The sequence below is a fragment of the Streptococcus pseudopneumoniae genome (assembly GCF_038148935.1).
Taxonomy (GTDB): domain Bacteria; phylum Bacillota; class Bacilli; order Lactobacillales; family Streptococcaceae; genus Streptococcus; species Streptococcus pseudopneumoniae_U.
Window position 1 is genome coordinate 1 of sequence record NZ_JBBJZX010000100.1, and the last position, 6,881, is coordinate 6,881.

Below are 6,881 nucleotides of genomic sequence, written 5' to 3' on the forward strand. Positions count from 1 at the left end.
GGCCTTGATGAAGAAGTTCGGCTTCACTCATGGCTATATTAAGAAGTTAGAACGAAAAGGCTTAAGATTTCGTAAGCAAGGGAAAGATATCATGTACGATGTCAATGATGTTTATGAGATTTTGGAACTAGAAAAAGAAGTACGAAAATTAAGAGCATAAGGAGATAAAAATGTTTGAACCACCGATTTTAGACCAGTTGATGGGTGTTGGAACTTTGCTGATTGGATTTGCAGGGCTTTGCCGTCACATCAAACTGCAAGAGGAGCGTAAGGAAAAAGAGAGACAAGAAGAGCAAGAATTTGCGTCTATGATTATCCAAGGCTACAACCATGTATACGAACGTGGTAGAGAGGACAAATGGCAAGAAATTCGCAAGAACATCCGCCGAGAGTTCAGAGGATTTACGTTTGATAACGAACCGCCTGTAGGCTTACGTCCGGAACCTCTGGCATTACCAGAGCCGAAACAGTCTGCAATCAGATTTTTGTCATGAGGAGGGCAGGAAATGGAAGAATTGATTGAATGGCTATTGTGGCATGAGCGAGTGAATAAAGAAATGTTATCGTCTGATGAAGAAAAGTCTGATTTTGAAATATATTTAGAGGACGAGAACAGGAAAATTTTGCTCATCAAAGAATACTTAACAGACTATGAAAAACTAGCCAAGGACTATCGTGATGTAGTCTCTAAAAATAAGCTGTTAAAGGTTGAGAAGATGGCGCTAGAGGGGATGCACATCTATGAGGATATGCGGATGAAATACCGTGCCAATCGTAGGAAGTGGGGTGTGAGATTATGGCGTTAAAAAACAAGCGGTATTTCTGGATCCAGCTTGCTCAAGACTTTTTTAAGTCAAAGGAGATGAAACTACTTCGCAAGATTGCTGGTGGAGATACACATACCATCATTTATCTCAAAATGATGTTAATTAGCTTGGAAGACGGAGGGCATATTTACTATGATGGACTTGCTGACAATCTAGCCGAAGAAATCGCTCTTGTCATTGACGAAAATGTTGAAGATATTAAAATTACATTGATTTTTTTAGAAAGCAAAGGATTGCTGACTAGAAACTCTGACCGTGATTATTTCTTAGAACAGGTTCCTGAGATGGTTGGGAGTGAAACAGCGAGCACTCGTAGAAGTCGTAAGCATAGAGAATTACAAAAGTTGCATTGCAACACTATTGCAACAACTTGCAACGGAGATATAGATAAAGAGAAAGATATAGATATAGATAAAGATAAAGATAAAAATCCAGTCGAGCTCATCGTGGAAGAATATCAATCTCGTATTGCTCCGTTAGATGGGACTCAATTTGAAATCTTGAAAGAGTTCATCACTTTGGATGGAATGGAAGCGAAAGTTGTCCTGAAAGCAATTGGTCTTGCTGCTGACAATGGTAAACGGAATTTTAGTTATATAAAAGCAATTTTGACGAATTGGAAAAAGGACGGGGTCTTGACGATTGCAGCAGTGGATGAACGTGAGCGTCAATACAGAGAAAGTAAAATCAGCAATCGCCAAGGACAAGCAAAATCCAACGTTCCTGAATGGTCTCAACCTAACTATGTGAATACCACGAGTGAGGAAGATAAGGAAGAGCTTGAAAAACGGAAACAGGAACTGCTGAAACGTTTGGATAACGGAGGTGGCTGATGTTTATTTTAAGACATGGGACAAGAGAGGATAATCCGTTTCTGAGATCCGCAGTTATTGGTGTGACTGGCTTGGACATTTCATGTTCTGAGGAGAAGAAAGCCATGCGGTTTGTTTCTCGGGCGGCAGCCTTACAGGTTGGAAAGGCTTTGAGGGGTTCCTTTGGGAACTTTTACCCTGTTGAGGTGGAGTGATGAAAGATATCAGAATACTAGATGCGTGTTGTGGCTCTCGAATGTTTTGGTTTAATAAAAAGGAACCACACACAACATATATGGATAGACGTGAAGAGGAATTTGAGATTCATAAAAAGAAAATCAATGTTAAGCCAGACATTGTTGCAGATTTTCGAGATATGCCATTTGATGATGAAACATTCAACCTTGTTGTATTTGACCCACCACACCTGCTATGGGCTGGTCAGAAATCATTCATGCGTGCGCAATATGGACAACTAGACTTGTTGACTTGGAGATTAGATTTACAACAAGGTTTTGAAGAATGTTTTAGGGTTTTGAAAACAGGAGGAACACTTATTTTCAAGTGGTCTGATGCTCAAGTAAATGTTAAAGAAATTTTGGAATTGGTTCCGCATCAACCGCTTTTCGGTCAGCAACGTGGGACAACTCACTGGATGGCTTTTATGAAATTTTAGGAGGTATTGATGTTAAATCTTTACTTCGTCTACAACGGGCACTGCAAGTTTTACCTTGGGACGTTTGACAATGTCGATGATCTTATTGACCATATGGAAGATCATCAATGGGCTTTCTCGGCTATCACTCATCCAAGGTTTCAGAAGCACATTGGTCAGCGGACAACACGGTTTGACTACGGTGCTAAGGATTGTTACTATTTAGCGACTTTTTCAGGAGGAGAAGAAAATGATTGAACTTATTAAAGAATTTGGAATGGCTATTCTGTGGTTATTTCTCGGCTACTTAGTCGGGGAACGTGCAGCAAGAAAGGAAAAGAAAGATGATCAATAACGTTACGTTGGTGGGGCGCTTGACGAAAGACCCTGAATTAAAATATACGCCGTCGAATGTGGCGGTTGCGACGTTTACTTTGGCGGTCAATCGGAATTTCAAGGGAGCCAATGGCGAGCGAGAGGCGGACTTCATCAACTGTATGATGTGGCGCAAGCAGGCGGAGTTGTTTGCGGAATGGTGCAAGAAGGGCAATTTGGTGGGTGTGACTGGTCGCATCCAGACAAGGAACTATGAGAATCAGGAAGGGCGCAGGGTCTATCTGACTGAGGTGGTCGCAGAGAATTTTGAGCGACTTGAAAAGCGTGATGATACCGCTAACCGTTCGAACATCGAGGAACAAATGCCAGGATACGCCCTTGAGGAAGATGATTTTCCGTTTTAGGGAGAGGTAAGAAATATGATTGGAGTAACATATCAGGAAATTCATCTCTTTGTTGAATTTTTGAAAGAGCAGTACGGGCAAGGTCGTCCAGACTATATTGAAGCCCTGAACGACTTGGACGGTCTGGTGGAAGTCTCCTATAGAGAAGCTATTGAAAGATTTTTAGAAGATGATGGAAGATTTAAAGAAAAAAGTTAATGGAGTATATGGCTGGTCGGTAGTAGATGGGAAACCCAAACCTCCCAAGCAAGATTTACCACAAGCGGTGAAAGACCGGGCGGACTATTTTTGGGAAATGGCAGAAGATGGTATAACGTTTATGGGAGCGATGGAATGTATCTTCGCTGATGAAAAACCTACAGACTATGATTTGGGAGCTACTAAGGATTGGTTGCCAAAATCTAAGGAGTTTGATGATTGGATTGGCTATTCGCCAAGCATGGCTCAGGTAGTTATTGCAGTTTATTTGATTTATGGAGGAAACTAAGATGAATATTAAGGCATTGATTAAGAAGTATGAAGCGGTTGAATGTGTTGTAGGTATTGTTAGCGGAAAAACTATTCTAAAAACCGTTCTAAGAGACTTACAACAACTAGACGAACCAGAAAAAGTCAAAGTTCCGCAGTGTGTTCATAAATATATTCAAGAAGCCAAAGAATATAATTGGGACTTGCAAGATTTAATAAAGTCTATAGATGATGAAGATAGTGAGGAACTTCAAAGATGGTTTTATCACGAATGTAATCAAGAAACACTTGCCCGTGCATGGCTTGACGGCTACGAGGTCGAGGAAGAGAAGCGGTATCTGGTTAAATTAAAAAATAACTCAGAAGAAATTGACTATTTAGTGGATACAAAAACGAACGGATATCGTTTTTTCAGCAACCTTTACACACAAAGGCGTGAACATACCCGAAAAGAACTAGAAGACGCAGATTTCGGCTGGGTATTCGATTGCCCAGGAATTGAGATTGAGGAGATGGAGTGATGAGCCTTACGCTAAATAGCACAATTGGAGACTTAGTTTTGGCAATCGGAGAAATTATCGTTGAATCTGAAGGTAAAAACGATACAATGGTGCTGGATATACCTGAACAAAAATTTTACTTAGAAATTGCAGTTAAATTAAAAGATGAGGTGGAGTGATGGAAGAAGTTATTATGGCTACGTTGCCTAACAAAGAATTGAACAGATTGATAAAAATTGAATTGACGGTCCAAACAATGATTGACCGTGGACTTATTGACGAAGAGCAGTTTAATGAAATCATGGATGAAGAAGAGTAAGGAGGTCACAGAATGAAACGTTTTATCGCGATATGGCTTCTTGTCTCTGCTGGACTAAACATCTGGCAGATGGACAGGATTCGAGATTTAGAAGAGAAGAAGCCGATGGTTATCTACAAGGCGGATAACGCAGGCGCTGAGATTTTTGGTAAGGTCGTCGAGAAAGGACGACATGGCAAACTGTATACTGTCATAATTCGTGACTACGGGGTGTTCGTGGTTACGAAGGACGTGTATGATAAAGTGAAAGTTGGGGATGAGGTGTTACTCTAATGGACGATATTTTACAAGCTTTAGCAAAAATGTTAAATATGACTGTTGATGAAGTAAGTTCTTTGCTTACAACATTTAAAGGGAATGCACCACAGATTTATGAAATGTTCGTTAAAGAAAAGATGTTTTATGATCTCTTCAGTCTTTTTCAAATCATGTCAATTGTAATATTTAGTGTTTCTGTAGTAGTTTTAGCAGTTTCAACTCTCATATATTTTACATACGATGGTGGTTTTGTTTATTCCTATGATATACGTACAGGAAAAACCGAGGAAGAAATTAAATTAGAACGTATTGATCGGAAAAGAAAGGACTTAAAAATACCACTAAAAATTAGTTGCATTTCATCAAGCGCAAGCTTGATAACATTAGTTATTGCAATTGTTTTAAAAGCAACTCTTGCCCCTAATTATATATTCATCGTGAATGAAATTTTACCAAGATTAACGAAAAGATAGGAATTATCATGAACACAATAGACAAAGTCAAGCAATGGTTTATTGACCGCGATTTAGAAAACGGCGGACGGTTAGACAAGCAGTCACTCAAACTCAGCGAGGAGTTCGGCGAGTTATGTGCTGGTTATCTTAAGAAGAATGAGCAACTGACAAAAGACAGCATCGGAGATTGCGCAGTCGTGATTGTCGGTCTGGCCTTGCTGATAAAAGTGGATGTGCAAGGAATATTCAAGGATTCTGAAAGTTTCAGAGAAAAAGAAGTTATGGATTGTTTTAAATCTTTGAATGTTCACATTATCGAGTTTCAGTTATCGCAAAATTTAGCAGACAAGAAACTGTGCAGGCATAATCTGATGTATGCAGTCCGCGATTTAAGGATAATCAGCAATGCTCTCGGTTATGATTTTGAAGAATGTTTTGAACTGGCATACCAAGAAATCAAAGACCGAAAAGGTCGTTGGATAGATGGGTCATTTGTCAAAGAGGAGGATTTGCCGAATGATACCAAGATTTAGAGTTTGGGTAAATGAAATTAAAGCGTTTTTTGAACCAGATGACATTCTTGATATTGACTACGAAAACAAAGAAATAGTGACACAACAAGTTTATTTTGAGAATGGTTTACCAGACGATAGAGATATCTATTGTTATGATTTTGACGTAATCGAACTCATGCAATCAACAGGACTCAAAGATAAGAACGGGAAAGAGGTCTTTATCGGAGATATTATCAAATGCACAAGAGGATGCCTTCACGAAGTCTATATAGAAAAAGAATATGGCGGTACATTCATAGGTGGAATGCCAGCTGTATACCTAAAAGGCTTGGGAGAAGGATATGCGTGGACTGAGCATGAAGAAATAGTTGGCAACATCTACGAAAACCCTGAACTTTTGGAGGATAAGGAATGAACCCAGAAATAATTGACAACGTAAACAACCCAAGCCACTACCAAGGTAGATACGGCATGGAATCAATCGATGCTTTAAGAAATTTCATGACAGACGAACAGTTGAAAGGATTCTATATGGGTAACAGTTTGAAGTACATACTACGACACCAGAAGAAAAACGGTCTTGAAGACCTGAAGAAATCCAGAAAGAACCTTGACTGGCTTATCGAGGAGATGGAACATGAATGAGTACGCGTTATATCAAGGTGAAACGTTCGTGACGATAGGAACGCTTGAGGAAATCAGCAAAGAAACAGGAATTGCTGAACGGATGTTGAAGTATTACACTTTTGCATCCACGCAAAGAAGAAATCCAAATGGTAGAGCTGTCGTAAAGATTGAGGTGGATGATGAATGATAAATTAAATCCAAGACAAGCAAGTAGGTTTGCTTTCTTGCTAAAGCAAAAACGTAAGGAAAGGAAGTTGTCACAAGAAAAGTTAGCAGCTAAACTAGGCTATAGTCGCTACCTGATTGCTCAATGGGAGAAGGAGGAAAGTGTACCGAATATTTATAATGTAGAAGATATCTGTACTTACTTTGCTTTTCCTACTGATATTATTCTCGGGAGTAGGGCATAAAAAAAGCCAGCACAGCTGACTTCTCGTGTTATAGTTTCGCAGAACTATTATATCATGAGGAGGAGTTCGTGTGCAAATAGAATTATTGGATATCATCGATGAAAAGAAGACCAGAAAGGAAGCTATCAAAGTACTCAAAAAATACAGTCGTCTGAGACGGATTGCTGGAGAAGAATACGCTCCAAAAATAACAATATCCTACTCGCTTGAGCCAAGATCATCAAGTGGTCAGACAAGCAAGCAGGTAGAAAGTATGGTCGTGCGTAGAGTATCAGCTCAGCAGGACCTGGAACTA

Annotated in this window: 20 protein-coding genes; all 20 read left to right on the top strand. The window is 39.6% G+C overall.

Going from position 1 to position 6,881, the window contains the following annotated elements; translation table 11 throughout:
• The first annotated feature begins 170 nt into the window (after window positions 1–170).
• On the top strand, window positions 171–494 hold the full coding sequence (locus WKI42_RS09000) for a hypothetical protein (protein ID WP_368081738.1): 324 nt from the start codon (window positions 171–173) through the stop codon (window positions 492–494).
• Between the two features lie 12 nt (window positions 495–506).
• A complete protein-coding gene (locus tag WKI42_RS09005; RefSeq protein WP_440581621.1) occupies window positions 507–806 on the top strand; it encodes a hypothetical protein in 300 nt (99 codons plus the stop codon).
• Window positions 797–1,660, top strand: a complete 864-nt coding sequence (locus WKI42_RS09010) for a phage replisome organizer N-terminal domain-containing protein (RefSeq protein WP_368081739.1) — start codon at window positions 797–799, stop codon at window positions 1,658–1,660. The genes WKI42_RS09005 and WKI42_RS09010 overlap by 10 nt, the downstream gene beginning before the upstream one ends.
• Window positions 1,660–1,854, top strand: a complete 195-nt coding sequence (locus WKI42_RS09015; RefSeq protein ID WP_368081740.1) for a hypothetical protein — start codon at window positions 1,660–1,662, stop codon at window positions 1,852–1,854. Before WKI42_RS09010 ends, WKI42_RS09015 begins: the two co-directional genes overlap by 1 nt.
• Window positions 1,854–2,315, top strand: coding sequence for a class I SAM-dependent methyltransferase (locus WKI42_RS09020; RefSeq protein WP_368081741.1), 462 nt, complete (start codon window positions 1,854–1,856; stop codon window positions 2,313–2,315). Before WKI42_RS09015 ends, WKI42_RS09020 begins: the two co-directional genes overlap by 1 nt.
• A 9-nt stretch (window positions 2,316–2,324) precedes the next feature.
• Window positions 2,325–2,552: a hypothetical protein gene (locus WKI42_RS09025; protein WP_368081754.1), complete on the top strand. Its 228-nt coding sequence runs from the start codon at window positions 2,325–2,327 to the stop codon at window positions 2,550–2,552.
• 86 nt (window positions 2,553–2,638) lie between these two features.
• On the top strand, window positions 2,639–3,034 hold the full coding sequence (ssb, locus tag WKI42_RS09030; protein WP_261072513.1) for a single-stranded DNA-binding protein: 396 nt from the start codon (window positions 2,639–2,641) through the stop codon (window positions 3,032–3,034).
• A 15-nt stretch (window positions 3,035–3,049) separates the two neighbouring features.
• Window positions 3,050–3,232, top strand: a complete 183-nt coding sequence (locus tag WKI42_RS09035; RefSeq protein ID WP_368081742.1) for a hypothetical protein — start codon at window positions 3,050–3,052, stop codon at window positions 3,230–3,232.
• On the top strand, window positions 3,204–3,521 hold the full coding sequence (locus WKI42_RS09040) for a hypothetical protein (protein WP_368081743.1): 318 nt from the start codon (window positions 3,204–3,206) through the stop codon (window positions 3,519–3,521). Before WKI42_RS09035 ends, WKI42_RS09040 begins: the two co-directional genes overlap by 29 nt.
• A gap of 1 nt (window position 3,522) precedes the next feature.
• Entirely contained in the window at window positions 3,523–4,023 is a 501-nt protein-coding gene (locus WKI42_RS09045; RefSeq protein ID WP_368081744.1) for a DUF1642 domain-containing protein, read from the top strand.
• Window positions 4,023–4,181: a hypothetical protein gene (locus WKI42_RS09050; protein ID WP_368081745.1), complete on the top strand. Its 159-nt coding sequence runs from the start codon at window positions 4,023–4,025 to the stop codon at window positions 4,179–4,181. Before WKI42_RS09045 ends, WKI42_RS09050 begins: the two co-directional genes overlap by 1 nt.
• The gene (locus WKI42_RS09055; protein WP_261079980.1) at window positions 4,181–4,321 is read left to right on the top strand and encodes a hypothetical protein; all 141 of its coding nucleotides are present in this window, start codon (window positions 4,181–4,183) and stop codon (window positions 4,319–4,321) included. The genes WKI42_RS09050 and WKI42_RS09055 overlap by 1 nt, the downstream gene beginning before the upstream one ends.
• Window positions 4,322–4,333: 12 nt before the next feature.
• Window positions 4,334–4,594 carry a DUF1372 family protein gene (locus WKI42_RS09060; RefSeq protein WP_368081746.1) on the top strand — a complete coding sequence of 87 codons (261 nt, stop codon included), beginning with the start codon at window positions 4,334–4,336 and terminating at the stop codon, window positions 4,592–4,594.
• Entirely contained in the window at window positions 4,594–5,052 is a 459-nt protein-coding gene (locus tag WKI42_RS09065) for a hypothetical protein (RefSeq protein WP_368081747.1), read from the top strand. The genes WKI42_RS09060 and WKI42_RS09065 overlap by 1 nt, the downstream gene beginning before the upstream one ends.
• A gap of 8 nt (window positions 5,053–5,060) precedes the next feature.
• Window positions 5,061–5,567 carry a MazG-like family protein gene (locus WKI42_RS09070; protein WP_368081748.1) on the top strand — a complete coding sequence of 169 codons (507 nt, stop codon included), beginning with the start codon at window positions 5,061–5,063 and terminating at the stop codon, window positions 5,565–5,567.
• Entirely contained in the window at window positions 5,551–5,964 is a 414-nt protein-coding gene (locus WKI42_RS09075) for a YopX family protein (protein ID WP_368081749.1), read from the top strand. The genes WKI42_RS09070 and WKI42_RS09075 overlap by 17 nt, the downstream gene beginning before the upstream one ends.
• Window positions 5,961–6,194 (top strand): DUF3310 domain-containing protein, encoded by a 234-nt coding sequence (locus tag WKI42_RS09080; protein WP_368081750.1) that lies wholly within the window; start codon window positions 5,961–5,963, stop codon window positions 6,192–6,194. Before WKI42_RS09075 ends, WKI42_RS09080 begins: the two co-directional genes overlap by 4 nt.
• Window positions 6,187–6,363: a hypothetical protein gene (locus tag WKI42_RS09085; RefSeq protein WP_200832449.1), complete on the top strand. Its 177-nt coding sequence runs from the start codon at window positions 6,187–6,189 to the stop codon at window positions 6,361–6,363. Before WKI42_RS09080 ends, WKI42_RS09085 begins: the two co-directional genes overlap by 8 nt.
• Complete coding sequence (locus WKI42_RS09090) at window positions 6,356–6,586, top strand: helix-turn-helix transcriptional regulator (protein ID WP_368081751.1); 231 nt, start codon at window positions 6,356–6,358, stop codon at window positions 6,584–6,586. Before WKI42_RS09085 ends, WKI42_RS09090 begins: the two co-directional genes overlap by 8 nt.
• Window positions 6,587–6,656: 70 nt before the next feature.
• Window positions 6,657–6,881: ArpU family phage packaging/lysis transcriptional regulator (locus tag WKI42_RS09095; RefSeq protein WP_368081752.1), on the top strand; the 225-nt coding region annotated here is incomplete at its 3' end.